Genomic DNA, 24,934 nt, shown 5'->3' on the forward strand with positions numbered 1-24,934 from the left:
TCGCTGGCGGGCTGGCGCGACAGCCTCCTCCGGGGAGGCCCGGGAGGCATAGAAAAGTAGACACGTGAAGTCAACAATCAGGTGGGCAGGCGCCGCAGGAGCGGCGGCGAGGAGGCGACGGGAATCGCCTTGAACAGGCTTCCCATTCCCGCCGGTGCCGGATCGATCAGGCGTTCGACGCCGGCGCGGATGGTCTCGAAGGCACCGGGACGTACTTCCGCCAGGCGCTCCGCCCGCTCGCGCAGGCCGAGGGCGAAGAGCAGCGCCCGCTGGGTCACCGGCTCGCCCGCCGCGAGGCCCGCTCCCGTCGACGCCGCCGCGAAGGCCTCGAAGTCCACATGGGCGGTCAGGTCCGCCTCGCCGGGGGCCGTCAGCGGATCGGCGAAGCGATGGCCCCGCACAGCCTGCAATGTCTCGCCGTGGGCGGATCGCGCGTGGCCGTAATCGACGAAGAGGGCGGCGAGGGGAGCCTCGCGTCCGGCGAGCGTCGCCGCGAGTGGGCGGTAGGCCGGGCAGATCTCCACCACCGCCCCGGCCGGCGCCGCGCGCAGGGCGGCGGGGATGACCTCGAGCGGCACGGGGTCGCGGGCCAGCCCGAAGGCGAGCGCACCGTCGACCAGGCCCACCACCCGCTCGCGCCAGCCCTGCGGCGTCATGACGAACTGGCGGATCGGCAGCGCGTCGAGGAATTCGTTGGCGACGAGGATGGCCGGGCCCGCCGGCACGGCGGCGAGGTCCCGATGCCAGGCGCAGGAAACCCCGACCGACGCCAGCGTCTCCTGCTGGCGGGCCGTCAGAACCGGCGAAGTCTCGACCAGATGCACCGAGAGCGCCGCCCGGAAGGCCGGGAGCGCCTGCGCCGCGCGCAGCATGTCCGCCATCAGCGTGCCGCGGCCGGGGCCGAGTTCGACGAGGTTCACCCGCTCCGGCCGTCCCAGGGCCTCCCAGGCCGCCGCCGCCCAGACGCCGATCAACTCGCCGAAGACCTGGCTGATCTCAGGCGCGGTGACGAAATCGCCCGCAGCCCCGAGCGGATCGCGCGTCATGTAATAGCCGTGGCGGGGATGGCCGAGCGCCAGCGCCATGAAGCGGTCGACTGGCAGCGGCCCTTCGGTCCTGATCAGCGCCTCCAGCTCGGTCGCGAGCGCGCTCATGCCGGCAGGCGCCGCGCCCTCAGCACCAGCCACAGTCCCACGGCGACCAGCGGCACCGACAGCAGCTGGCCCATGGTGGCGCCGGCGAACAGGAAGCCGAGCTGCGGGTCCGGCTGGCGGAACAGCTCGCCGAAGGAGCGGGCGAGGCCGTAGCCGATGCCGAAGCAGCCGGCGACGAGGCCGGGGCGCTTCAGGCCGCCGGAACGCGCGATCAGCAGCAGCACGATGAAGAGCAGCAGGCCCTCGGTCAGCGCCTGGTAGATCTGGCTCGGGTGGCGTGGCTCGGGTCCCGCACCGGGGAAGATGATGGCCCAGGGCACGTCGGCGACGCGGCCCCAGAGCTCCGGCTTGATGAAATTGGCCAGCCGCCCCAGCGCGATGCCGATCGGCGCGACGACGGCGGCGAGGTCGATGAGCGGCAGCAGCGGCAGCGAATTGCGGCGCGCGAAGATCAGGAGCCCGACCACCGCCCCGACGATGCCGCCGTGGAAGGCCATGCCGCCCTCCCAGACCGCGAGGACGGCGGCGGGATGCGCGAGGTAGTAGTCGAGGTTGTAGACGAAGACGAAGGCGAGGCGGCCGCCGAGAATGCCGCACAGCGCCGCCCAGACGATGGCGTCGTCGATGACCGCCGGCGCGAAGGGCGCCTTGCCACCGGGCCAGAGCCTGTCGGTCGCGACCAGCCGCTTCGCCAGCCACCAGCCGAACAGGAAGCCGCCGATATAGGCCAGCGCGTACCAGCGGATGGCGATGGGACCGATCTCGATCAGCACCGGGTCGATGACGGGAAAGGGCAGGGCAAGGAGGGCCATGGCGGGGATGTGCCCGCCGCCGCCCGCGAGGTCAAGCCACGCCCGCGCACCCTTGCGCTGGCGCTCCGGCGACCCCATACCCTGACCAGCAGCGGAGATTTCCCATGACCCAGACCAGCGGCCGCATCGCCGACGAATTCGCCAAGCTCATGACCGACGCCGCGGGCTTCGCCCAGGGCATGAAGCGCGAGGCCGACACCTTCGTGAAGACCCAGGCCGAGCGTTTCCTGCGCGACATGGACCTGCCGAGCCGCGAGGAATTCGAGGCGGTGCGCGACATGGCCGTAAAGGCCCGCGAGGAGAACGAGGCCCTCAAGGCGCGCATCGAGGCGCTGGAGGCGCGGCTCTCCGCCGGCTGAACGGCCCTTACTGGTTCGACATCGGCCGGCGCCGCACGTCCGGCCTGAGGTGCCGGAAGGGAATGACGCCGGTGTCGTCCAGCGCGGCGCCGGGCGAGGCCCCGACCACCACCGAATCCGCATAGGGCTGCCAGTCGCCGCGGAAATGCACCGAACTCTTCAGCACCACCACCTTGTAGGCGGTGATGTCGACGCCGAGATGGGTGCAGACCGCCACGCAATGCGGCTGCTGGCGCACCGACCCGACGACGAGGTCGATGCCGCCGATCCTCAGCCTGGCCGACGGGCCCATGTTGATCGGCTGGCCGCCCACCATGGGCCCGGTGCCGGTAAAGCGCCCGTCCGAGACGGCGACCACCTCCGCCTTCGTCGTCAGCGGCTGCTCGCCGGGGCCTGAACCGTTCGCCGCAAAGGTCACCTCGATGGTCGCGCCCTTGCCGGCGGCATGGGCGGCCCCGGCGATCTCGGGTTCGTGGAAGAGCGCCATCAGCGTCTCCTTCGCGCCGCGGTTGATCATGGCGCGCAGGAACCCGGTGGTGATGGAGGAGCCGCCGGCCCCCGGATTGTCCTGGGTATCGGCGATGATGACGGGCTTGGAGGCGAGCGCTGCGCGGGAGAAGGCGAGGGTCACCGCCTCGTCCTGCGGCTTGGCGAGGTGCTCGAGGAAGGCCGCCTCCGAACGCAGCACAGCCTTGAACAGGCGATCGACGGCCTCATCGACGACCCCCTGGTCGGCGCCGTAGCCGATGACGGTGGCGCCCATGTCGAAGATGTCGGCGGAGGGAAAGCCCGGGCAGAGTGAGAGATGCACGCCGGTCTCGGCCTCGATCTCGCCGAGCAGGGCATAGAGCCCCTTCATCGGCTCGATCATCGAGCAGCCCGAGGCGATGGGGATCAGGAACGGCAACTGCCGGAAGGCGCGCGCGGGACGCGGGCCCCACGACACCACCCGGTCGAACCACTCGGCGACGCGCTGGCCCGTCTGCAGCCAGTCGATGTGCGGATAGGTGCGGTAGGCCGACATGAAGCTCGCGTTGTCGACCATCTGCCGCGTGACGTTGGCGTGGAGGTCGAGGGAGGCGACGACCGGCATGTCGGGCCCGACGAGGCGGCGCACGCGGGCGAGCAGTTCCCCCTCGGCATCCTCGATGGTCTCGGTGGTCATGGCGCCGTGCAATTCGAGAAACACGGCGTCGGGCGCGGCATCGGCGATGTCGGCGAGAATGTAGGAGACGGCGCGCTCGAAGACGGCATCCTCCACCCGCCCCGAGGGCTGGGCGAAGGACCACGACAGCGGCACCATCTCGTGCCCCGCCTTTTCGGCGACGCCCATGAAGCCGGCGACGGCGATGTTGAAGGGGCGGAACTTCGTCAGGATCTCGCCGCCGCGGGTGAAGCCCGGCCAGGCGCCTTCCTGGTTGAACATGGCCCAGGGGGTCGGCGCGGGAACGAAGGTGTTGGTCTCGTGCATGAAACCGCCGACGGCAATGCGCATGGGAATGACTTTCCTCTTGGGGCCTGAAGCATCAAAGACGATGGCGCGCGACGCTGCCAGTCGGTCCACGGCATGGCGCCGTCGCGCCCCTGGCCCTTGACGCACAGGCGGGGCAAACCCTTGATGCCGGCAGCCGCTGAAACCATAATGGTTCCATATCGGAGGTTTCTGCGATGGCCACGCTGACGTTGAAGAACATCCCGGATGATCTCTACGAGCGGCTGCGCGAGCGTGCGGCCCTGCATCGCCGTTCGATCAACGGGGAGATGATCCATTGTCTGGAGCAGGCGCTGCAGCCGCGCAGGCTCACGCCGGAGGATCGGTTGCAACGCATCCGGTCCCTGAGGCCCGCCATCGATCCGCAGGCGGTGACCCACGAAGACCTCGTCGCAGCCATCGATGAAGGCCGCCCGTGATCGTCGCCGATACCAACGTCATCGCCTATCTGCTGATTCCCTCGCCTTTCACGGAAATGGCCGAGCAACTCTACACGCAGGACACGGAATGGGTTGCGCCGGCACTCTGGCGGAGCGAGTTCCGCAATGTCCTGTCCCTCTATATGCGGCGCTCTCTGCTGTCGCTGGATCAGGCGGTTGCGCTCCAGGAGGAGGCCGAGGATCTCCTCCGAGGCAACGAGTATGACGTGGTTTCCGCCGACGTTCTGGCGCTCAGCCGGGACAGCGGATGCTCCGCCTATGACTGCGAGTTCGTCGTGCTCGCCCGCTTCCTCGGCGTTCCGCTGGTGACGGCGGACAGGAGGCTAGCCCGGGCTTTCCCGCAGTATGCCCGGCCGCTGGAGACGGCAGCCGGATAGGCAAACGCCGCCGCGGAAACCGCGACGGCGTTGTCATGACGTCGGATCTGACCGATATCCTCAGCCCATGGTGGGGATGACGAAGCTGGCGCCGTCCTTGATGCCCGAGGGCCAGCGGGACGTGACGGTCTTCGTCTTGGTGTAGAAGCGGAAGGCGTCCGGGCCGTGCTGGTTGAGGTCGCCGAAGGACGAGCGCTTCCAGCCGCCGAAGGTGTAATAGGCCAGCGGCACCGGGATCGGCACGTTGATGCCGACCATGCCGACATTCACCTTGGCGGCGAAGTCGCGGGCAGCATCCCCGTCGCGGGTGTAGATGGCGACGCCGTTGCCGTATTCGTGGTCGTTGGCGAGGTCGAGCGCCTCGTTGTAGGTCTTGGCGCGGACCACCGAGAGCACGGGGCCGAAGATCTCTTCCTTGTAGATTCGCATGTCCTTGGTGACGTTGTCGAACAGACAGCCGCCCATGTAGTAGCCGTTCTCGTAGCCCTGCATCTTGAAGCCGCGGCCGTCGACGACGAGCTTGGCGCCTTCCTTCACGCCGATGTCGACATAGCCCTTCACGCGCTCCAGCGCCTGGGCGGTGACGAGCGGCCCGAAATCGACGTCGGCTGCGGTCGACGGTCCGATCTTCAGCGCCTCGACGCGCGGCACCAGCTTGTCCATCAGGCGGTTGGCGGCGTCCTCGCCGACCGGCACGGCGACCGAGATCGCCATGCAGCGCTCGCCGGCCGAGCCGTAGCCGGCACCGATCAGGGCGTCGGCGGCCTGGTCCATGTCGGCATCCGGCATGATGATCATGTGGTTCTTGGCGCCGCCGAAGCACTGCACGCGCTTGCCGGCCGCGCAGCCGCGGGAATAGACATACTCCGCGATCGAGGTCGAGCCGACGAAGCCGACCGCCTTGATGTCCTCGTCGTCGAGGACCGCGTCCACCGCTTCCTTGTCGCCGTTGACGACGTTGAAGATGCCCGGCGGCAGGCCGGCCTCGAGGAAGAGCTCGGCCAGCATCAGCGGCACGCCCGGGTCACGCTCGGAGGGCTTCAGCACGAAGGCGTTGCCGGCGGCGATGGCGGGGCCTGCCTTCCACAGCGGGATCATGGCGGGGAAGTTGAACGGGGTGATGCCGGCGCAGACGCCGAGCGGCTGGCGCATCGAATAGATGTCGATGCCGGGGCCGGCGCCCTCGGTATATTCGCCCTTCATCATCTGCGGCGCGCCGATGGCGAACTCGACCACTTCGAGGCCGCGCTGGATGTCGCCCTTGGCATCGGGAATGGTCTTGCCGTGCTCACGGGCCAGCAGCTCGGCCATCTTATCGTTGTCGCGGGCGCAGAGCTCGAGGAACTTCATGAGCACGCGGGCGCGGCGCTGCGGATTGGTGGCGGCCCAGGCCGGTTGCGCCGCCTTGGCGTTCTCCACCGCCTCGCGCACTTCGGCCTTGGAGGCGAGCGCCACCTTGCCGAAGACCGAGCCGTCCAGCGGCTGGAACACGTCGGCGGTGCGGCCGGACTTGCCGGCGACGTGCTTGCCGCCGATGAAATGACCATAGTTGCGCATGGACGTCGTCTCCCTCGGTACCTGGCTTCGGCGGGCGAAAAGCGTCGCGCCCCGGCCAAGCGTCAGATCGAAATGGACCCGCGCCATCCCTAGAGCGAAGCCATGCGGCAACCAAGCGCCAAGTTGGCGCATGTCTTGTGCGCAAAATGGCGTAAGATGATCGCATGACGCCAAATTGGGATCATGTCCGGGTCTTCCTCGCCGTGGCGCGCGCGCGCCAGTTTCTCGCCGCCGGGCGGGCGCTGTCGCTCGACCACGCGACGGTGGCCCGCCGCATCACGTTGCTGGAGGAACAGCTTGGTACCCAGCTCGTCGCCCGTTCGACGGCCGGCATCGCCCTGACGGTCGCCGGCGAGAAGTTCGTCGCCGCGGCAGAGGCCATGGAAACCGCCTGGCTCGACGCCCAGGCCGACGTCTCGCAAGTCGACCGGGTCATTTCCGGCACGGTGCGCATCGGCGCGCCGGAGGGTTTCGGCGCCCTGTTCCTCAGCGCCCGGCTCGGGCGTCTCGCGGCGCGCCATCCGGACCTCACCATCCAGCTCGTGCCGCTGCAGCGGACCATGTCGCTGTCGAAGCGCGACGCCGACCTTGCCGTGGTCATCGATCCGCCGACGGACGGGCGGCTCACGGTGCGCAAGCTGACCGATTACGGCCTCGGCATGTATGCGACGGAGCGCTACCTCGCCCGGCACGGCACGCCGGAGACGCCGGAGGCGTTGCGCCGCCACCTGCTTGTCACCTCGGTGCAGGACCTGCACTATTCCCAGTCGCTGACCTATTATCCGCCGGCCTTCGACGCGGGACAGCGACGCTTCGAATGCGCCAGCGTCCTCGCCCAGATGGCGGCGGTGAAGGCCGACGTCGGCATCGGCGTGCTCCACGACTATGCCGCGCGCGATGCCGGGGGCCTCACGCGGGTGCTGCCGGAATTGACGATCCGGCGCACCTACCATCTCGTCGCCCATGTCGACACCCGGCGCATCGCCCGCATCGACGAGGCCTATCGGTTCCTCGTGGACGAGGTGGAGGCGGCGGAAGGACTGTTCCTCTGACGGCAGGGCATCAGCCGCCGGGCGCCGGCATGGCGAGGTCGAGCGCCTCGGCGACCCGCGCGCTCGCCGGTCGAGCCAGCACATCCGCCGGCACCCCCACCTGCAGGATGTCGCCGCGGTCGATCACCGCCAGGCGATCGGCGAGACCCGCCGCCTCGTCGAGATCGTGGGTGACGAGCAGGATCGGCACCCGCACCGCGGCGCGGATGGTGGCGAGCTCGGCGTGGAGTTCGCGGCGCACTCGACGGTCCACGGCCGAGAAGGGTTCGTCGAGCAGCAGCACGGCGGGGTCGCGGGCCAGCGCCCGCGCCAGCGCCACGCGCTGCTGCTGGCCGCCGGAGAGCTCGGCGGGATAGCGCCGTTCCAGCCTGTCGAGATGGACGAGGGCGAGGAGCCGGCGCGCCTCGGCCTGCCGCTCCGCCGCGGGACGGTGGCCCATGGCGGCGGTGACGTTGGCGAGCGACGTCATGTGCGGGAAGAGCGCGTAGTGCTGGAAGACGAGGCCGGCGCGCCGCCGGTGCGGCGGCAGGGCGGTGCCGGCGGCGGTGTCGAGCCAGGTCTCGCCGCCGCATACCACCCGGCCAGCCGAAGGGGTGTAGAGCCCGGCGATGGCGCGCAGGATGGTGGTCTTGCCGCTGCCCGAGGGGCCGACGAGGGCAAGCATCTCGGCGGGCGCGCAGGACAGCGTCACGGCGAGCGGAATGGGCGCCGCCTGATGGAGTTCAACCGTCAGCCCCGGCTCATCCATGGCGGCGCACCAGGCGGGCCGAGAGCAGCGAGGTCGTCGCCAGAGCCGCCACCGAGACGGCGACGAGGACAGCCGCCATGGCGTGGGCCGCCGCATCGTCGAAGGCCTGGACGCGGTCGTAGATGGCGATGGAGAGGGTGCGCGTCTCGCCCGGCAGAGACCCGCCGACCATCAGCACCACGCCGAACTCGCCGAGCGTATGGGCGAAGGTGAGAACCATGCCGGTGACGATTCCCGGCCAGGCCAGCGGCAGGTCGATGCGGCGCATGACCGTCAGCGGCGCCATGCCGGAGACGGCGGCAGCCTCCCGAACCTCCCGCGGGATGGCGCGGAAGGCCTGCACCATCGGCTGGATGGCGAAGGGCAGGTTGGCGATGACGGAGGCGATCAGCAGGGCCTCGAAGTGGAAGACGAGCTGGCGGCCGACGAGCGCCTGCCAGATCTGGCCGACGGGCGAGGCGGCCCCGAGCCCCACCAGCAGGTAATAGCCGAGCACGGTCGGCGGCAGCACCAGCGGCAGGGCGATCAGCGCCTCCACCAGACCCTGGGCGCGAAAGGGCCGGAAGGCGAGGCGGCGCGCCACGACGAAACCGATCGGCAGGAGGATGAGGACGGTGGCCGCGCCGAGCTTCAGCGACAGGGAGAGCGCGACCCAGTCCATTCGTCAGGACTCTTCGCCGGCGATGAGGAAGCCGTGGCGCCGGAAGATCACCCGCGCCTCCGGCGTCCGGAGATAGGCGTAGAAGTCGCGCGCCACCGGACCCGCCGTCTTCATCAGCGCCATGCGCTGGCGCAGCGGCAGGTGCCAGTCCGCCGGAACGAGGACGAAGCTGCCGAGCGCCCTGACCTGCGGCGCCAGCACCAGCGAATGGGCGACGAGGCCGCCCTGGGCCGATCCGCTCGTGGCGAAACGCACGGCCTGCGCGATGTCCTCGCCGATGGCGAGCCGGCCCTGCAGCGGCTCCCACAGGCCCTGGCCCTTCAGCACCTGTTCCGCCGCGCGGCCATAGGGCGCATGTTCCGGGCTGGCAATGGCGAAGCGCGTGACCCGGCCGTCCATCAGTGCCGCGCGCAGGTCCGCGAGGGCGGCATCGGCCTTCAGCGGCGAGCCGTGCGGGACGAAGAGCGCGAGGCGCCCCTCGGCATAGACCTCGCCGCGGTCGGCCGCGAGGCCCGCATCGGCGAGCTGGAAGACGAAGCCCTCGTCGGCGGAGAGGAAGAGCTGGAACGGCGCGCCCTGGCGAATCTGCCGGGTGAAGTTGCCGGAGGCGCCATAGACCACCGAGACCTCCTGGCCGGTCGCCTGCCGGAAGGCGACGACGAGTTCGTCCATGGCGGCCTTGACGCTGGCCGCCACGGCGATCTGCGGCGCCTGGCCGAAGGCGGGCGTGACCAGCGCGGCGGCGAGGCCGGCCGCCAGCATCAGGCGGCGGAGAGGGTCGGTGAGGGCCATGGTCGGCTCCAGCGATATTTCCGTACGGCTATATCGCGTCGGAGCGCGGCTCCTGTCAATCGCCGTCCCGGCGCAGCAGCCCCACCAGGGTCGCCGTCTCGGCGGCCGATCCCGTCCTCAGCTTGTCCTCCATGGCGCGGAAGGCGGCGAGCACGGTGCGGCCGGCCTCCGTCAGCTCGGCGCCGCCGCCGTCCCGTCCGCCCTTGGAAGAAGCGACGAGCGGTGCGGCGAACATGGCATTCATCGCCTCCACCAGCAGCCAGGCGCGCTTGTAGCTCATGCCCATGCGGCGCCCGGCCGCAGCGATGGAGCCGGTGTCGCGGATCCCCTCCAGCAGGTCGGCCTTGCCCGGTCCGAGCCTCAGTCCGGGGGCGAAATCGACGCGCAGGGTGATGAGCGGAGCGCTGGCCACGTGGGTCCCATCGGTGCGGCGGAGGAGGCCGCAGCCTAGCCACGGCGAAGCTAACTGTCAGCCGGAAGGAAAAGAGCCCGGCGCCCACGGGGGCGGACCCGTGGAGGCCGGGCTCCCGTGCCCCCGCGCGCCGTCGAGGCCGCGCAGGGACGCGTTCGCTATTCCGCGGCGACGCGGATGGGGCGCGGCGCCTCGCCCGGGGGCGAAGCGTCGGCGGGCAGCAGCAGCGGCGGTGCGCCGTGTCCGCCATGGCCCGCATGGGCCTCGTCCGTTTCGTCGGAGGGGCCGACGAAACGGCCGAAGATCCAGCCGAAGAAGCGGCCGACGTCATCCATCACCGTATAGAACGACGGCACGAAGACGAGGCTGAGCACGGTCGAGACCAGGAGGCCGCCGATCACCGCGATGGCCATCGGCGCGCGGAACTCGCCGCCGTCGCCGGCGCCGAGGGCCGGCGGGATCATGCCGGCGCCCATGGCGAGGGTGGTCATGATGATCGGGCGGGCGCGCTTGCGGCCGGCGTCGAGAATGGCCTCGCGGCGGCTCATGCCCTCACGCGTCTTCTCCACCGCGAAATCGACCAGCATGATCGCGTTCTTGGTGACGATGCCCATCAGCATGAGGATGCCGATGACCACCGGCATGGAGATGGCGTTGTTGGTGAGCAGCAGGGCGATGATGACGCCGCCGAGGGAGAGCGGCAGCGACATCAGGATGGTCAGCGGCTGGAACACCGAGTGGAACAGCAGCACGAGCACTCCGAGCACCATCAGCAGGCCCGTGCCCATGGCCATGGCGAAGCCCTGGAACACCTCCTCCATCACCTCCGCGTCGCCGCCGCGCTGGAACGAGACGCCGGCGGGCAGGTTGCGCGCGGCCGGAAGGGCGAAGACCTTTTCCAGGGCCGGGCCGATCTCCAGCCCGCCGCCGAGGTCGGTGCCGATATTGACGCGGCGCACCCGGTTGTAGCGTTCGATGGAGGAGGGGCCCTGGCCGAAGGTGATGTCGGCGACGGCCGTCAGCGGCACCTGCTGGCCCGACGGCGTCGTCACCGTCAGCGCCGAGAGGATGTCGAGCCTGGCGCGCGCGTCCGTGTCGAGCTGCACGCGGATCGGGACGAGCCGGTCGCCGGCATTGAACTTGGCGAGGTTCGCCGCCACGTCGCCGATCGTGGCGATGCGCACCGCTTCGGAGATCTGGTCGGTGGTGATGCCGTAGCGCGCGGCTTCGTCGGTCTTCGGAACGATGCGGATTTCCGGCCGGTCGAGGCCCGCCGTGGCCGCGACGTTCACGAAGCCGGGGATCTGGCGCATCTCCGCTTCGAGATTGGCCACCGCTTTCGACAGGTTCGCCGCGTCGTTGCCGCGCACGATGATGGAGAGCTCCCGCTCGCCGCGATCGTTGACGTACCAGGCGCGGATGTCCGGGATCTGGGTGAAGAGCGGCGAGGTCGCCTGCTGGATCTGGCGCTGCTTGCGCTCGCGCTTCGACTTGTGGACCAGTCGGACGATCACCGTGGCGCGTCGGATCTCCAGCGTTCCCACCGGGTTCGAGCCGCCGATGACGAGGACGGATTCCACCTCCGGCGTCTTCTCGCGGATCAGCTTGGCGAGCTGGTCGGAGCGCGCCCGCGTGTCCTCCAGCGTCGAGCCCGGCGGCAGCTCCATGGAGATGACGAAGCGCGCCTCGTCGGGGAAGGGGATGAAGCCGGTGGGCAGGAACTTCACCGCCCAGATCGACACCGCGAAGACGCCGATGCCGGCGAGCAGCGTCAGGTAGCGGAAGCGGATCGTTCCCGACAAAAAGCGCAGATAGCTCCGCATCAGGATGCCGTCCTTCGGCTCCTTGTGCGCGTGCGGCCTGAGGAAATAGGCCGCCAGCATGGGCGTGATCAGTCGGGCCACCAGCAGCGAGAACAGCACGGCGATGGCGACGACGAGGCCGAACTGCTTGAAGTACTGGCCGGCGATGCCGCCCATGAACGACACCGGCGCGAAGACGGCGACGATGGTCAGCGAGATGGCGATGACGGCGAGGCCGATCTCGTCCGCCGCCTCCATGGAGGCGCGGTAGGGCGACTTGCCCATCTTCATGTGTCTGACGATGTTCTCGATCTCGACGATGGCGTCGTCGACCAGGATGCCGGTCACCAGGATGATGGCCAGCAGCGAGACGAGGTTCATCGAGAAGCCCATCATGTCGATCACCCAGAAGGTCGGGATGATCGACAGCGGCAGCGCCACGGCGGAGATGAGCGTGGCGCGGAAATCGCGCAGGAACAGGAAGACGACGATGACGGTGAGGCCGGCGCCCTCCAGCAGCATGGTCATGGCCGAGGTGTGGTTGCCGGCCGTGTAGTTCACCGAGTTGTCGATCTCGGTAAAGGTGATGCTGGGATGGGCGGCCCGCAGTTCATTGATCTTGGCGCGGGCCAGCGCCGCGACCCGCACGTCGGAGGCGCCCTTCGAGCGGAAGACCTGGAAGGCGACCGTCGGGATTTCGCCGTTGAGGCGTGTGAAGCTCTTCGGTTCCTCGTAGAGATCGGTGACCGTGCCGAGGTCGGAGAGCACCACCTCTCGCCCGGCGGGGAGCACGATGCGGGTGGAGGCGAGTTCCTCCACCGTCTGCGCGCCCGCCAGCGTGCGGATCGACTGCTGCTGGCCGCCAATGTCGCCCTGGCCGCCGGCGAGGTCGACATTGGTGGCGCGAAGCTGGCGGTTGACGTCGCCCGCGGTGATGCCGAGGGCCATCAGCCGGTTGGGATCGAGCGCGACGCGGATCTCGCGCAGCACGCCGCCGTTGCGGCTGATGCGGCCGATGCCGCGCAGGCCCTGCAGCTCGCGCTTCACCGTGTCGTCGACGAACCAGGAGAGCTGCTCGAGGGTCTTGGCGGGGGCAGCGACGGCCACCGTCATGATGGCCTGATTCTCGATGTCGAGCCGCTCGATGATCGGCTCGTCGATGTTGCGCGGCAGATCGGCGCGGATCTTGGCGATGGCGTCCTTGACGTCATTCAGCGCCCGGTCGGTGTTCACCTCGAGGCGGAACTCCACCACCGTCGACGACTGGCCGTCGGTGAGGTTGGAGATGACGTTCTTGACGCCGGTGATGTTGGCGACCGCGTCCTCGACGCGCTTGGAGATCTGGCTCTCGAGCTCGGCCGGCGCGGCGCCCGCCTGGGTCACCCGCACCTGGATGAGCGGCACGTCGATGTTGGGAAAGCGCGTGATCGGCAGGTTGTTGTAGCTCATCCAGCCGAGGAAGCAGAGCACGATGAACAGCACGATCGAGGGGACCGGCTGCCGGATCGAATAGGCGGAGATGTTGAAGGACGACATGGCCCGCCTCCTCAGCGCTGCACGGCCGCGACCGGGGTCACCCGGTCGCCGTTGCGCACGAAGCTGCCCGAAACCGAGACCACCTCCTCGCCCTCGGCGAGGCCGTCGCGGATCTCGACCCGCCCCTGGGCGCGCAGGCCCGGCACCACGGTCCGCGTCTCCACGACGCCGTTCTTCACCACCTGGACGGTCGTGGTCGGCCCGAACATCACCGCCGACAGCGGCACGGTGAGGCCGGTGGAGCGCGCCACCTCGACGGTCGCACGGCCGAAGGCGCCGAGCGGCGGGCGCTCGTCGGCGGTCAGGGTGACGCGGACACGGCCGAGCCGGTTTGTGCGGTTCACCTCCGGCGCGACCAGACGGACGGTGCCGGCGAAGGGCTTATCGTAGCCCGCCGCCTCGATCGTCGCCGGTTGGCCGGGACGCATGCGGGCCAGCGTCGTCTCCGGCACGTCGGCCTCGAGCTCGACCTCGGAGTCGGCGATGATGCGGAAGAGCGGATCGCCGGCCGCGGCGGCCAGAGCGCCGAGGCGTGCCGTGCGGCGGGAGATGGTGCCGCCGACCCTGGCCTTGATCTCGGTGCGCGCGATGCGCAGCTCGATGTCGCGGCGCTGGGCCCGGGCGAGCACGAGGTCGGCCTCGGCGAGTGCGAGGGCGTTGGTCGCGGATTCGACCCGCGCCCCGGCGCTGCGGGCGGCGCTCGTCCGCTGGTCGAGCGCATCCGCGGTGGATGCGCCGCTGCGCTGGAGCTGCTGGGTGCGCTCGAGCTGCTGCTGGGCGAGGGTGCGGGCGGCCGTCGCTTCGGTGATCTGCGCCCGCGCCTGGGCGATCGCGGCCTCGGCGCGGCTGATCTGGGCGGCGTTCTGCGCGAGCTGGACGTCGAGCATCTCGCGGTTGAGGCGGGCGAGCACCTGGCCGGCGACGACCTTGTTTCCCTCCTCGGCGAGGATCTCGACGATGGTCAGGCCGTCGACCTCCGGCGAGACCATGACCTCGTCGCGGGCGACGAAGGAGCCGGTGACGATGACGGTCTCGCGCAGCTCGGTGCGTGCGGCCGCCGCGACCGTGATGGCGGGCGCGACCGTCTGGGCACCTGCGGCGCCGGCGAGGGCGCCGGCCAGAATGCCGGCGAGAACGAGGGAGCGGACAGGGGCGGTCATGGGGTGTTCAGCCTATCGTCGGCCGGCGTGGCGGGTGGCAGCAGCATGGAACGCAGGATGGAAAACATCAGCGCGACATGGGGCTCGGGGTCGAAACGGGTGTCGCGGGCGCGCCGCAGCATGAGGCCGTCGGCGAAGGTGATGAGGAACTGCACGGCACGTTCGAGGTCGGCGTCGGGATGGGTCTGTCCGCGGTCGCGGGCCATATCCAGCGCGAATCGCATTTTCGCTTCGATGAAGGCGTCGATCTTCTTACGCAGGTCGCCGATCTGCGGATTTCGGGTCGCCTCCGACATGATCTCGACCCAGAGCTGGCAGCTCTCCCTGGGCTCCTCGATCATGTGGAAGCGGGCGAGGGCCTCAAAGGCGGCCCAGATGTCCGGAGCCTGGGCGAGGGCTGCGAAACCATCGCCCACCTCGGCGAAGTCCCGCTCGCACAGGCCTTCGATCATCGCCTCCTTGGAGGGGAAGTAGCGATAGAGGTTGCCCGGGCTCATGCCGGCCTCGGCGCAAATCTCGCTCATCGACGTGCCGTGGAAGCCGGAGCGCACGAAACAGCGCTCGGCGGCATCGAGAATGGCCGTCTTGCGGTCGATGCGTTGGGCAGTGTCGATCCGCGGCATGGCGACGGGTGTCCTCGGGGCAGGGAACTCCATAAAACAGGGCGAAACGCACTGCAACAAAAAAGAGAATGAACATTCATTTTTATGAGACCGCCCGTAAGGCAGTGCCCCTTGGGCCTGCCGCCTGACCAACGCCTCAACGCGCCGTTCGGCCGGCGTTCATCGGAGGAACACGGTCGCAGCGAAATGGCGTCTTGCATGCGCCATCAACGGGTGGTGACCTCGCATGGTCGGCAGGGAACGGCGCAGCCTTGCGAGGCCCCTGGACCCGACCCCAAGGAAGGACACGTCCATGCTCAAGACCCTGATGCTCGCCGCTTCCCTCGCGCTCGCCGGCACCGCCGCCATGGCGCAGACCGCGACCCAGCCGGCCACCCGCCCGGCCGCGCCGGCGACGACCCCGGCTCCGGCGGCCACGACGCCGGCCGCCGCCCTCATCGACATCAATTCGGCCACCGAGGCCGAGCTGCGCGTGCTGCCGGGCATCGGCGAGGTCCGCGCCAAGGCGATCATCGCCGGCCGCCCCTATCGCGGCAAGGACGAGCTCGTCCGCAAGAACATCATCCCGCAGGGGGTCTATGACGGCATCCAGGCGCGCATCATCGCCCGCCAGCGCTGACCGGCCGGCAGGACGCCGTCCGCCCCGGAAGTGGCGGGCGGCGTCACCGGATCAGCGTCTCAGAGGGAGCACTCGCGGATCAGCCCCGCGAGGAAGGCGTCGCATTTGGTGAGTTCGGACACCTCGATCCACTCGTCGGGCTGGTGCGCCTGGGCGATGTCGCCGGGCCCGCAGATGACGGTGGAGATGCCGGCCGCCTGGAACAGCCCGGCCTCGGCGCCGTAGGGCACGACCTGGATGCCGTTGTCGCCGGTCAGCCGGCGGGCGATGCGCTCGGCCTCGCCGTCCTCCTCGCGCACCAGCGGCTCGCCGCCGACCCGCCAGGTGATGTTGACCCCGGCGTCGGGGTGGACGGCCTTCATCGCCGGTTCGATCTCGCGCCGGACGAAATCCTCGTATTCCCTGAGGTAGCGCATGCCGTCGTCGCCCGGCACCACCCGGATTCCGGTGACGAAATGGCAGTCGAGGGCGGTGATGTTGTGGGCGGTGCCGCCCGACAGCGTGCCGACATGCAGCATCGTCCAGCCGGGATCGAAATAGGGCGCGCCGCCGCTCGCCTCCGCCTCAGCCTTGTTCTTCAGGTCGCGCTCCTCCATCCAGGTGACCAGGCGTGCCGCGACGAAGATCGCCGAGACGCCGGCATAGCGGTTGGAGGAATGCACCTCGTGGCCGCGCACATGGGTGTCGATGCGCATGTAGCCCTTGTGGCCGGTGACCACCTTCATCCGGCTCGGCTCACCGACGATGCAGACGGAGGGCCGCGTCCAGTCCTTGCCGAGCCGCTCGATGACGGCGCGGGCGCCGTCCATGCGGATCTCCTCGTCGGCGGTCAGGCAGATGTGGATGGGCCGCTTCAGGTCGGCGGCGACCATGGCCGGCACGGCCGCCAGCACGCAGGCGTCGAAGCCCTTCATGTCGCAGGCGCCGCGGCCGTAGAGCCGGTCGCCCTTAGGGGTCAGGGTGAAGGGGTCGCTCGTCCAGGGTTGGCCCTCCACCGGCACCACGTCGAGATGGCCGGAGAGCACCACGCCGCCGTCGATACGCGGGCCGATCGTCGCCCAGATGTTGGCGTTCCGCCCGTCCGGCTGGGGGATCACCTCGTAGGCGACGCCGTGCGCCATCAGGTACTCGCCGATGAAGGCGACGAGGTCGAGGTTGCTGGCGTCGGACACCGAGGGAAAGCCGACGAGGCGGTCGAGGAGTTCGATGCTGGTGAGGTTCATGTCACCGAGGGAGCCGACAGCAGCCATGCGCGTCAAGAGCACCCGATCGCATGGCAGCCCGGTTGACCGCCGCTCCCGCCTTCGGTTCTGTGGGTCTTTCTCCCCAGGGACGCATCAATGCCCATCGTGAACCGGATCGCCGGGCTGCATGACGAAGCCACCGCGTGGCGCCGCGACTTTCACCAGCATCCCGAACTGCTCTTCGACCTGCCCCGCACCTCCGCCATCGTCGCCGACAAGCTGCGCGAGTTCGGCTGCGACGAGGTCGTGACCGGCATCGGCCGCACCGGCGTCGTCGGCCTCATCCGCGGCGCGAAGACGACGTCGGGCAGGGTGATCGGCCTGCGCTCCGACATGGACGCCCTGCCGCTCACCGAGATCACCGGCCTTCCCCATGCCTCCACCGTGCCGGGCAAGATGCACGCCTGCGGCCATGACGGCCACATGGCCATGCTGCTGGGTGCGGCGAAATACCTCGCCGAGACCCGCAATTTCGACGGCACCGTCGCGCTGATCTTCCAGCCGGCGGAGGAGGGCGGCGGCGGCGCCCGCGAAATGGTGGCCGAGGGCCTGATGGATCGCTTCGGCATCCAGGAGGTCTACGGCATGCACAACAACATCGACCCTGCCGGCACCCTCTCGGTGCGCGCCGGGCCGACCAGCGCCGCCGCCGACCGCATCCACATCCTCGTCGAGGGCAGGGGCGGCCATGCCGCCAAGCCTCATCTCGCCGTCGACACCGTGCTCGTCGCCGCCCAGATCGTCATCGCCGTGCAGTCGGTCGTCGCCCGCAGCATCGACCCGCTGGGATCGGCCGTCGTCTCCATCTGCGCCTTCAATGCCGGCCACGCCAACAACGTCATCCCGCAGACGGCGGAACTGCGCGGCACGGTGCGCACCCTCACCAAGGACATCCAGGCGCTCGTCGAGCAGCGTCTACGCGAGGTCGTCGAGAAGACCGCCGAGAGCTACGGCGCCACCGCGACCTTCACCTACACCTACGGCTGCCCCATGGTGGTGAACCACGCCGCCGAGGCCGAATACGCCGCCGCCGTCGCCGCCTCCATCGTCGGGGCGGAGAACGTCCGCCGCGACAAGCCGCCGACCATGGGATCGGAGGACTTCTCCTTCATGCTCGAGGAGCGTCCCGGCTGCATGATCGGCATCGGCCAGGGCGGCGAGTTCGGCGTCCATCACCCGGCCTATGACTTCAACGACGAGATTCTGCCCATCGGCATGAGCTACTGGGCCCGGCTCGTCGAAACCCGCATGCCCGCCTGAGGCCGGAGGCTGCCCTTGCCGATCGTCAACAGGATCGCCGCGCTGCACGAGGAGGCGACGGCCTGGCGGCGGGACTTCCACCGCCGTCCCGAGCTCAACTTCGACCTGCCGCGCACCGCCGCCCTCGTGGCCGAGAGGCTCCGGGCCTTCGGCTGCGACGAGGTGATCACCGGCATCGGCCGCTCGGGCGTCGTCGGCGTGATCCGCGGCGCGCGCACCAGCTCGGGACGGGTGATCGGCCTGCGGTCCGACATGGACGCGCTGCCCATCCACGAGACCAGCGGCGTGCCCCACGCTTCCGCCGTGCCGGGCCGGATGCACGCCTGCGGCCATGACGGGCACATGGCCATGCTCCTCGGCGCCGGCAAATATCTCGCCGAGACCCGCAATTTCGACGGCACCGCCGTGCTGATCTTCCAGCCGGACGAGGAGGGCGGCCACGGTGCCCGCGCCATGGTCGCCGACGCCCTGATGGAGCGCTTCGGCATCGACGAGGTCTATGGCATGCACAACAGCCAGGACCCCGTCGGCACCATCCAGGTCATCACGGGGGCGGCGAGCGCCGCCGTGGACTGGATCGACATCCGCGTCGAAGGGAAGGGCGGCCACGCCGCAAAGCCCCATGTGGCGGTGGACACGGTGCTGGTGGCGGCGCAGATCGTCATCGCCGCCCAGTCGGTGGTCGCCCGCGCCGTCGACCCGCTCGGCAGCGCCGTGCTGTCTCTCTGCGCGGTGGAGAGCGGGGCGGCCGACAACGTCATTCCCCATACGGCGGTCCTGCGCGGCACGGTGCGCACCCTGTCGAGGCAGGTTCAGGACCTCGTGGAGCGGCGGCTGCGCCAGGTGGTGGAGGCGACCGCCGCCGCCTATGGCGCCACCGCCACCCTGACCTACGACCGTGCCTGCCCGAGCGTCGTGAACACGCCGGCGGAAAGCGCCGCCGCGGCTGTCGCCGCCGCCGCCGTCCTGGGTGAGGGCGGCGTCCAGCGCGATGTCGAGCCGCCCATGGGTGGCGAAGACTTCGCGTTCATGCTCGAAGAGCGGCCGGGCTGCATGATCGGCATCGGTCAGGGCGGCGCTTTCGGCCTGCACCACCCGTCCTACGACTTCAACGACGAGATTCTTCCCATCGGCATGAGCTATTGGGCCAAACTCGTCGAGACACGCCTGCCGGCCTGACCGGCGTCATTCTTCCCGGAGACCACCATGCCCATCGTCAACCGCATTTCCGCCCTCCACGACGAAGTCACCGCCTGGCGCCGCGACCTCCACGAGCACCCCGAACTGCAGTTCGACGTGCATCGCACCGCCGGCATCGTCGCCGACAAGCTGCGCAAATTCGGCTGCGACGAGGTGGTCACCGGCATCGGCCAGACCGGCGTCGTCGGCATCATCAAGGGCCGGAATACCGCGTCGGGCAAGGTGATCGGCCTTCGCGCCGACATGGATGCCCTGCCGCTCAGCGAGATCACTGGCCTGCCGCACGCCTCGAAGGTTCCGGGCAAGATGCACGCCTGCGGCCATGACGGTCACACCGCCATGCTGCTGGGCGCCGCCAAGTACCTCGCCGAGACCCGCAATTTCGACGGCACGGTCGCCGTCATCTTCCAGCCTGCCGAGGAGGGCGGCGGCGGTGGCCGGGAAATGGTCAATGACGGCATGATGGATCGCTTCGGAATCCAGGAGGTCTACGGCATGCACAATGCGCCGGGCCTGCCCGTCGGCAGGTTCGCCCTGCGCGCCGGCCCACTCATGGCCGCCGCCGACCGCATCCAGATCGACGTCGAGGGCAAGGGCGGCCATGCCGCGCGGCCGCACCAGTCGATCGACACGATCCTGATCGCGTCGCAGATCGTCAATGCGGTGCAGTCCATCGTCTCGCGCAACGTCGATCCGCTCGGCAATGCCGTGGTCTCCATCTGCGCCTTCAACGCCGGCTTCACCGACAACGTCATTCCGCAGACGGCCACGCTGCTCGGCACGGTTCGCACGCTGACCCCGGAAATGCGCGACTTCGTCGAGAAGCGCCTGCACGCCATCGTCGAGGGCACGGCGGCGGTCTATGGCGGCAAAGCCAAGCTCACCTACTACCGCGACTACCCGGTGACGCGGAACCACGCCGAGAACGCCGTCTTCGCCGGCGACGCGGCCGCTTCCGTGGTCGGCGAGGAGGGCGTCAATCGCGACACCGTGCCGGTGATGGGCGGCGAGGACTTCTCCTTCATGCTGGAGGCCCGCCCCGGCGCCTTCATCTTCATCGGCCAGGGCGACACGGCCTCCGTCCACCACCCGGCCTACGACTTCAATGACGAGATCATCCCGATCGGCATGAGCTACTGGGCCAAGCTCGTCGAGAGCCGCCTCGCGGCCTGAGCCCCGAAAAGGGCAGGGGCGCCTCCCGTTTGCGGAAGGCGCCCCAGCCTGTTCTGCTGGATGTGGAAGGGGGCGTGAGTCTCGCCTCAGGCCGGCCAGCGCGAGGCCTTGGAGACGAGGAAGTCGCGGAACACCTGCACGCGGGCGACCGACTTCAGCTCCTCCGGATAGACGAACCAGGCGTCGAGCACCGGCATCTCCTCGTCGTCGAGGATCTGCACCAGGCCCGAGCCGTCGCGGATGAGATAGTCCGGCAGGACGGCGATGCCGATGCCGTTCTCCACCGCCGCCACCAGGCCGGAAATGTTGTTGATCGTCATGGCGAAGGAGCGCGGCGCCATGCCGTTGCGCCCCGCCGTCGACAGCCACGTGACGTTCTGCATGTAGTTCGGCGCCCGCCCGCCGAAGGCGAGGATGCGGTGGCCGTCCAGCTCCGTCGCGCTCTTCGGCGAGCCGTGGCGCTTCAGGTAGTCGGACGAGGCGAAGGCGTGGAACTTGATCTGGAAGAGCTTGCGCTGGATCAGGTCCGGCTGCACCGGCTGTCGCACGCGGATGCCCACATCAGCCTCGCGCATCGACAGGTCGAGCTCCTCGTCGGTGAGGATCATCTTGATCTGGATGTCGGGATAGAGCTCCAGGAATTCGCCGAGCCGCGGGGCGAGCCAGGCGGTGCCGAGCCCGACCGTGGTCGTCACCTTCAGCTCGCCGTTCGGCCGTTCCTTCGAATCCGTCAGCTTGATCTTGGCGCTCTCGAGCTTCATCAGCACGTCTTGCGCCGTGTGGTAGAGAAGCTCGCCCTGCTCGGTGAGGACGAGGCCGCGGGCATGGCGGTGGAAGAGGGGGACCTTCAGGTCCTGTTCCAGCGACGAAACCTGGCGTGAGACCGCCGACTGCGACAGCCCCAGCGTATCGGCCGCGTGGGTGAAGCTTCCCGCTGCCGCGGCGGCATGGAAAATCCTCAGCTTGTCCCAGTCCATCGGTCTCTCCCGGAGCCGGCTGCTCTGTCCGTCTTATTCGGCGGCTTGGCGGATCGTCGCGTGGTGGGCGAGAAACCGTTCGGCTTCGAGGGCGGCCATGCATCCCATGCCGGCGGCGGTGACCGCCTGGCGGTAGGTGTCGTCTGTGACGTCGCCGGCGGCGAAGACGCCGGGAACGTCGGTGGCGGTGGAATCGGGGGCGGTCCACAGATAGCCCGACGGCTTCTTGCGGAGCTGGCCCTCGAAGAGTTCGACGGCCGGGGCATGGCCGATGGCGATGAAGACGCCGTCGACGGGGCGCTCCTCGGTCTCGCCGGTCTTGACGTTCTTCAGACGCACGCGGGTGACCGCGGCGGGATCGTCACGGCCGATGACCTCGTCCAGCGCGCTGTCCCACACCACCTCGATCTTGGGATGAGCGAAGAGGCGCTCCTGCAGGATGCGCTCGGCCTTGAAGGAGTCGCGACGGTGGACCACCGTCACCTTCGAGGCGAAATTGGTCAGGAAAAGCGCTTCCTCGACCGCGGTGTTACCGCCGCCGACGACCAGCACCTCCTTGTTGCGGTAGAAGAAGCCGTCGCAGGTGGCGCAGGCCGAAACGCCGAAGCCGCGGAACTTCTGCTCGGACGGCAGGTCCAGCCACTTCGCCTGGGCGCCGGTGCAGATGATCAGCGAGTCCGCCTCGTAGACGTCGCCGGACTCGCAGGTGATGCGGAACGGACGCTGCTTGAGGTCGACCGCGGAGACATGGTCGGAGACGATGCGGGTGCCGACATGGGCCGCCTGCTTCTCCATCTGCTCCATGAGCCAGGGGCCCTGGATCACGTCCGCGAAGCCGGGATAGTTCTCGACGTCGGTGGTGATGGTGAGCTGGCCGCCGGGCTGGATGCCCTGGATCAGCACGGGCTTCAGCATGGCGCGGGCGGCATAGATCGCGGCGGTATAGCCGGCCGGTCCCGAACCGATGATGACGACGCGCTCGTGATGGATGCCCATGATGTCCGGCCGCGGGATGTGGGTGAAAATGTTCCCTGCGGGCCGGCAATTTGGAACAGCTATGCGCATGGCGCAAGGCTCATTCCTGCCGCTTCTTCATATTGTCAACGAAATGCGTTGATGGAAACCGTCACAAAAGTGAATGGGATGCATCGCATGGCGATACCGTGGGGGCGTTCCGCGATGCATCCCGACTGGTTCAGGCCGCCTTCCCGGTGATCATCCGGATGAACTTCTTGAAGCGGCTGGAGCGGGCGTGACGGCCCTGTTCATGGTCCACCACGGACTGGCTGGTGACCCAGTTCATCTGGATGGCCCGCCGCTTGCCGGTAAAGGGCTCATGGCCGTGCCAGGAGGTGTCCGAGCGCTTGAACACCAGAAGCGTGCCGCCGTCGGGCGGAATCTCGGCGGCGTAGTCGTTGAGGTCGGTGCCGTTGTTGAGCACCCGCAGCCGGCCGCCGTCCGAGTCCCACGCGTCGTTCATGTAGAGCAGGACCGTGATGATCTTGGTCTCGGAATCGGTGTGGATCTTGCCGTCCGTCGCCCGGGTGAAGCCGCGCACCGTGTACATGGTCGGCCGGCCCGTGAGGTCGATGCCGAACTTGTCCTCGATCGCCTTGCGGAACGGCTCCTGGTCCAGTTCCTCCATCAGCGCCTTGAAGTCCCCGCGGATGTCGAGCACCGAGGGCGGATGGGAGCCGGGGCCGGGCACGTCCGGATAGTCCTTGAGGACGTCCTGGAGCCGGTCGGCCCGGACGAAATTGGGGACCACCAGATAGTCGTAGGGGACGGTCTCCAGCGGCGTGGCGCGCAGGCGCTCAATATCGATAAAGCTCATCAGGGCCTCGCAGGGGCTTGCAATGCGTCGTCTATATGGCCGGGACCGGGGGCATGTCCACGCGCGCGCCGATGCCGGGAGCACCGCCTCGCGATCCTGTCGTGCGCGCCCGATGCGGCGAAATTTTGTTGCGTGCGAGGGGGTGCTGGGCTATCCGGCTGATACCGCGCCGCAACCTGCCGCCACAGTGGAGACGTGCCCCGTGAAGGCCCGCCTGGACGCCATCGACTGGAAGATTCTCAGGGAGCTCCAGGCCGACGGGCGCATGACCAACGTGGAGCTGGCGAGCCGCGTCGGGATTTCGGCGCCGCCCTGTCTCAGGCGCGTGCGCGCCCTCGAGGAGATGGGGGTCATCCGCGGCTATCGCGCGCTCCTCGCCAGCGAGAAGCTCGGCTACGGCGTCACCGTCTTCGCCATGGTGCATCTGGCCAGCCAGGCCGAGGCCGACCTCCACGCCTTCGCCGAGAAGGTGCGCCACTGGCCGGTCATCCGCGAGTGCCACACGGTGTCGGGCGATTTCGACTTCGTGATGAAATGCGTCGCCCCCGACCTCGCCAGCTTCCAGCATTTCGTCTCCGACCTCACCGCGACCCCCAACGTACGCAACGTGCGCACCGTGCTCACCCTCGGCCAGGTGAAGGACGAGGCGGCGGTTCCCCTCGAGATCGCGCCGGCCGACTGACGCGCGGCCGGGCAGGGGACCATGACATGGATGGCATGATGACGACGACCCTGGGCGAACCCGGCGAGCGGCTGACCATCGCCCTTGCCGACGGCGTCATGTCCGGCCTGCGCTGGGGGCCCGAGCGCATGCCGCCGGACCTCCTCTTCCTCCACGCCAACGGCTTCAACGCCGCGACCTACGGTCCGCTGCTGGCGCCCCTCGCGGCGGACCGCAGCATCATTGCTCTCGACATGCGCGGCCACGGCCTCTCCGAGCTGCCTGCCGACCCGGCGCGGATGACCAACTGGGACGCCTATGCCGACGACCTCGTCGCGGTCCTCGACCGTATCGTGCCGGAGGGCGCCCGCCCGCCGGTCCTCGCCGGTCATTCCATGGGCTCGGTCGCTGCCCTGCTCACCGCCGTGCGCCGGCCGGCCCGGGTCCGCTCCCTCCTTCTGCTCGATCCGGTGATGATGCATCCCTGGTTCTGGCTCTTCGCGCGCACGCCCTGGGGCGCCGCCCGCATGCGCCGCTTCGACCTCGCCGTCGGCGCGGCCAAGCGCCGCGCCGTGTTCCCCTCCAAGGCGGAGGCGGTGGCAACCTATCGCACGCGCAAGACCTTCGCCTCCTGGCAGCCTGGCTTCCTCGAGGGCTATGTCGAGGGCGGATTCGTGGAGGATCCCGACGGGGTGCGTCTCGCCTGCGCGCCCGCGTGGGAGGCGGCCAATTTCGCCACGCAGACCCAGAACCCCTGGGGCGCGCTCGCCCGCGTGCGCGTGCCCGTGACCGTCCTCGCCGGGAGCAACCGCTCGACCGTCTATGGCGGGGCCGCGCGGATCGCGCGCGTCGCCCCGCATGCGCGCGTGGAGACCCTTCCCGACACCACCCACTTCTTCCCCATGGAGCGCCCGGACCGCGTCCGGCAGGTTCTGACGGAGACGCTCGCGCAGTCGTGATCGGCCGTGGGCGATCGTGATCGCGTTGTG

At 69.3% G+C, this 24,934-nt stretch carries 25 protein-coding genes; 10 read left to right on the forward strand and 15 right to left on the reverse strand.

The window, feature by feature from the left end:
- Window positions 1–77: 77 nt before the first annotated feature.
- Together C6569_RS06760 and lgt are read right to left on the reverse strand one after the other, a co-directional pair.
- On the reverse strand, window positions 78–1,154 hold the full coding sequence (locus C6569_RS06760) for a class I SAM-dependent methyltransferase (RefSeq protein WP_106748124.1): 1,077 nt from the start codon (window positions 1,152–1,154) through the stop codon (window positions 78–80).
- Window positions 1,151–1,966, reverse strand: a complete 816-nt coding sequence (gene lgt, locus C6569_RS06765; protein WP_106750931.1) for a prolipoprotein diacylglyceryl transferase — start codon at window positions 1,964–1,966, stop codon at window positions 1,151–1,153. The genes C6569_RS06760 and lgt overlap by 4 nt, the downstream gene beginning before the upstream one ends.
- 104 nt (window positions 1,967–2,070) lie before the next feature.
- Between lgt and C6569_RS06770 the strand changes: the two genes are divergently transcribed.
- Window positions 2,071–2,325, forward strand: a complete 255-nt coding sequence (locus C6569_RS06770) for an accessory factor UbiK family protein (protein WP_106748125.1) — start codon at window positions 2,071–2,073, stop codon at window positions 2,323–2,325.
- Between the two features lie 7 nt (window positions 2,326–2,332).
- Here the strand turns inward: C6569_RS06770 and C6569_RS06775 are convergent, their stop codons facing one another.
- Window positions 2,333–3,820: a M81 family metallopeptidase gene (locus C6569_RS06775; RefSeq protein ID WP_106748126.1), complete on the reverse strand. Its 1,488-nt coding sequence runs from the start codon at window positions 3,818–3,820 to the stop codon at window positions 2,333–2,335.
- A 173-nt stretch (window positions 3,821–3,993) separates the two neighbouring features.
- Here C6569_RS06775 and C6569_RS06780 point away from each other — a divergent pair, with 173 nt between their 5' ends.
- Window positions 3,994–4,236 carry a FitA-like ribbon-helix-helix domain-containing protein gene (locus C6569_RS06780; protein ID WP_106748127.1) on the forward strand — a complete coding sequence of 81 codons (243 nt, stop codon included), beginning with the start codon at window positions 3,994–3,996 and terminating at the stop codon, window positions 4,234–4,236.
- Window positions 4,233–4,634 (forward strand): type II toxin-antitoxin system VapC family toxin, encoded by a 402-nt coding sequence (locus C6569_RS06785; RefSeq protein ID WP_106748128.1) that lies wholly within the window; start codon window positions 4,233–4,235, stop codon window positions 4,632–4,634. The genes C6569_RS06780 and C6569_RS06785 overlap by 4 nt, the downstream gene beginning before the upstream one ends.
- A 60-nt stretch (window positions 4,635–4,694) precedes the next feature.
- Here C6569_RS06785 and C6569_RS06790 read toward each other — a convergent pair whose 3' ends face one another.
- Complete coding sequence (locus C6569_RS06790; protein ID WP_106748129.1) at window positions 4,695–6,191, reverse strand: CoA-acylating methylmalonate-semialdehyde dehydrogenase; 1,497 nt, start codon at window positions 6,189–6,191, stop codon at window positions 4,695–4,697.
- A gap of 164 nt (window positions 6,192–6,355) precedes the next feature.
- Between C6569_RS06790 and C6569_RS06795 the strand changes: the two genes are divergently transcribed.
- Complete coding sequence (locus C6569_RS06795; protein WP_106748130.1) at window positions 6,356–7,243, forward strand: LysR family transcriptional regulator; 888 nt, start codon at window positions 6,356–6,358, stop codon at window positions 7,241–7,243.
- 10 nt (window positions 7,244–7,253) lie between these two features.
- Here the strand turns inward: C6569_RS06795 and C6569_RS06800 are convergent, their stop codons facing one another.
- The 7 genes from C6569_RS06800 to C6569_RS06830 all read right to left on the reverse strand — a co-directional run bounded on the left by C6569_RS06800 (window position 7,254) and on the right by C6569_RS06830 (window position 14,977).
- Complete coding sequence (locus C6569_RS06800) at window positions 7,254–7,991, reverse strand: ABC transporter ATP-binding protein (protein WP_106748131.1); 738 nt, start codon at window positions 7,989–7,991, stop codon at window positions 7,254–7,256.
- Window positions 7,984–8,652, reverse strand: a complete 669-nt coding sequence (modB, locus tag C6569_RS06805; protein WP_106748132.1) for a molybdate ABC transporter permease subunit — start codon at window positions 8,650–8,652, stop codon at window positions 7,984–7,986. The genes C6569_RS06800 and modB overlap by 8 nt, the downstream gene beginning before the upstream one ends.
- Before the next feature lie 3 nt (window positions 8,653–8,655).
- Window positions 8,656–9,444: a molybdate ABC transporter substrate-binding protein gene (modA, locus tag C6569_RS06810; RefSeq protein WP_106748133.1), complete on the reverse strand. Its 789-nt coding sequence runs from the start codon at window positions 9,442–9,444 to the stop codon at window positions 8,656–8,658.
- 55 nt (window positions 9,445–9,499) lie between these two features.
- The gene (locus tag C6569_RS06815; protein ID WP_106748134.1) at window positions 9,500–9,856 is read right to left on the reverse strand and encodes a winged helix-turn-helix domain-containing protein; all 357 of its coding nucleotides are present in this window, start codon (window positions 9,854–9,856) and stop codon (window positions 9,500–9,502) included.
- 158 nt (window positions 9,857–10,014) lie between these two features.
- Window positions 10,015–13,194 carry an efflux RND transporter permease subunit gene (locus C6569_RS06820; protein ID WP_106748135.1) on the reverse strand — a complete coding sequence of 1,060 codons (3,180 nt, stop codon included), beginning with the start codon at window positions 13,192–13,194 and terminating at the stop codon, window positions 10,015–10,017.
- A gap of 11 nt (window positions 13,195–13,205) precedes the next feature.
- Window positions 13,206–14,354: an efflux RND transporter periplasmic adaptor subunit gene (locus tag C6569_RS06825; RefSeq protein ID WP_106748136.1), complete on the reverse strand. Its 1,149-nt coding sequence runs from the start codon at window positions 14,352–14,354 to the stop codon at window positions 13,206–13,208.
- The gene (locus C6569_RS06830; RefSeq protein ID WP_181313938.1) at window positions 14,351–14,977 is read right to left on the reverse strand and encodes a TetR/AcrR family transcriptional regulator; all 627 of its coding nucleotides are present in this window, start codon (window positions 14,975–14,977) and stop codon (window positions 14,351–14,353) included. The genes C6569_RS06825 and C6569_RS06830 overlap by 4 nt, the downstream gene beginning before the upstream one ends.
- Window positions 14,978–15,269: 292 nt before the next feature.
- On the opposite strand from C6569_RS06830, the gene C6569_RS06835 reads away from it, so the two are divergent.
- Window positions 15,270–15,596 (forward strand): ComEA family DNA-binding protein, encoded by a 327-nt coding sequence (locus C6569_RS06835; protein WP_106748138.1) that lies wholly within the window; start codon window positions 15,270–15,272, stop codon window positions 15,594–15,596.
- Between the two features lie 59 nt (window positions 15,597–15,655).
- Here the strand turns inward: C6569_RS06835 and argE are convergent, their stop codons facing one another.
- A complete protein-coding gene (argE, locus tag C6569_RS06840) occupies window positions 15,656–16,846 on the reverse strand; it encodes an acetylornithine deacetylase (protein ID WP_245898262.1) in 1,191 nt (396 codons plus the stop codon).
- A gap of 90 nt (window positions 16,847–16,936) precedes the next feature.
- On the opposite strand from argE, the gene C6569_RS06845 reads away from it, so the two are divergent.
- Genes C6569_RS06845 through C6569_RS06855 form a run of 3 tightly spaced genes read left to right on the forward strand, consistent with a single transcriptional unit; the run spans window position 16,937 to window position 20,473 of the window.
- Complete coding sequence (locus tag C6569_RS06845; protein ID WP_106748139.1) at window positions 16,937–18,100, forward strand: M20 aminoacylase family protein; 1,164 nt, start codon at window positions 16,937–16,939, stop codon at window positions 18,098–18,100.
- 15 nt (window positions 18,101–18,115) lie between these two features.
- Window positions 18,116–19,279 (forward strand): amidohydrolase, encoded by a 1,164-nt coding sequence (locus C6569_RS06850; RefSeq protein WP_106748140.1) that lies wholly within the window; start codon window positions 18,116–18,118, stop codon window positions 19,277–19,279.
- 27 nt (window positions 19,280–19,306) lie between these two features.
- A complete protein-coding gene (locus tag C6569_RS06855) occupies window positions 19,307–20,473 on the forward strand; it encodes a M20 aminoacylase family protein (RefSeq protein ID WP_106748141.1) in 1,167 nt (388 codons plus the stop codon).
- Between the two features lie 86 nt (window positions 20,474–20,559).
- Here C6569_RS06855 and C6569_RS06860 read toward each other — a convergent pair whose 3' ends face one another.
- From C6569_RS06860 to C6569_RS06870, 3 genes are all read right to left on the reverse strand, one after another.
- Window positions 20,560–21,450: a LysR family transcriptional regulator gene (locus C6569_RS06860; protein ID WP_106748142.1), complete on the reverse strand. Its 891-nt coding sequence runs from the start codon at window positions 21,448–21,450 to the stop codon at window positions 20,560–20,562.
- A 33-nt stretch (window positions 21,451–21,483) separates the two neighbouring features.
- Window positions 21,484–22,446 carry a thioredoxin-disulfide reductase gene (gene trxB / locus C6569_RS06865; protein ID WP_106748143.1) on the reverse strand — a complete coding sequence of 321 codons (963 nt, stop codon included), beginning with the start codon at window positions 22,444–22,446 and terminating at the stop codon, window positions 21,484–21,486.
- Window positions 22,447–22,645: 199 nt separating this feature from the next.
- On the reverse strand, window positions 22,646–23,284 hold the full coding sequence (locus C6569_RS06870) for a 2OG-Fe(II) oxygenase (protein ID WP_106748144.1): 639 nt from the start codon (window positions 23,282–23,284) through the stop codon (window positions 22,646–22,648).
- A gap of 202 nt (window positions 23,285–23,486) precedes the next feature.
- Between C6569_RS06870 and C6569_RS06875 the strand changes: the two genes are divergently transcribed.
- Both C6569_RS06875 and C6569_RS06880 read left to right on the forward strand, forming a co-directional pair.
- Window positions 23,487–23,966, forward strand: a complete 480-nt coding sequence (locus tag C6569_RS06875) for an Lrp/AsnC family transcriptional regulator (protein ID WP_106748145.1) — start codon at window positions 23,487–23,489, stop codon at window positions 23,964–23,966.
- 38 nt (window positions 23,967–24,004) lie between these two features.
- Window positions 24,005–24,904 carry an alpha/beta fold hydrolase gene (locus C6569_RS06880; RefSeq protein WP_215905797.1) on the forward strand — a complete coding sequence of 300 codons (900 nt, stop codon included), beginning with the start codon at window positions 24,005–24,007 and terminating at the stop codon, window positions 24,902–24,904.
- Window positions 24,905–24,934: the final 30 nt, after the last annotated feature.

The organism is Phreatobacter cathodiphilus, from assembly GCF_003008515.1.
Lineage (GTDB): Bacteria > Pseudomonadota > Alphaproteobacteria > Rhizobiales > Phreatobacteraceae > Phreatobacter > Phreatobacter cathodiphilus.